At 55.9% G+C, this 594-nt stretch carries 1 pseudogene; it reads left to right on the top strand.

Annotated elements, in window-relative coordinates:
- A pseudogene (locus HK11_RS12125) lies at positions 1 to 594 on the top strand (IS3 family transposase); the annotation flags it as partial.

Below are 594 nucleotides of genomic sequence, written 5' to 3'. Positions count from 1 at the left end.
TATTAAAAAAAGCCACGCAGTTCTTCGCGAGCCAAAAGACGTGAGGTTTGCGTTTATCAGGGATCATCGCGACCGCTGGTTCTGCAGGTCTCGACGCGTGGCTACCACGCGCATGGGTTTCCCGGCTCCTGTGCGAGCGCCAGTGCCCTGATCTGAAGGTTCTGGCTCATATCCGCGAGCATTATGCCCTGAGCAACCGGACCTATGGTCGTCCGCGGATGACCATGGAACTCAGGGAAGCAGGGCTTGCTGTTGGTGAACGCCGTGTGGGGCGACTGATGAAAGCCAACGATATTCGTCCCACACGGACGCGTCGGCACAAAGTCACGACCGATAGTCGGCATTCTCCTGGTTTTGCTGACAATATTCTGGACCGCGACTTCATGGCCGATGCCCCCAATCGCAAATGGGCGGGCGACATCAGTTATATCTGGACCAGTGAAGGCTGGCTTTACCTTGCCGTCGTCATTGACCTGTTTAGCCGCCGCGTTATCGGTTGGGCCGCCAGTGACCGGATGAAAAAGGATATCGCTATCAGGGCACTCGATATGGCGATGCGTCTACGCAACCCACCATCTGGCTGTATTTTCCATT

It is taken from the genome of Acetobacter sp. DmW_043 (genome assembly GCF_002153485.1).
Classification (GTDB): Bacteria; Pseudomonadota; Alphaproteobacteria; order Acetobacterales; family Acetobacteraceae; genus Acetobacter; species Acetobacter thailandicus.
The sequence above is the reverse complement of the archived record's forward strand: the minus strand, read 5'-3'. Positions and strand labels throughout refer to the sequence as shown.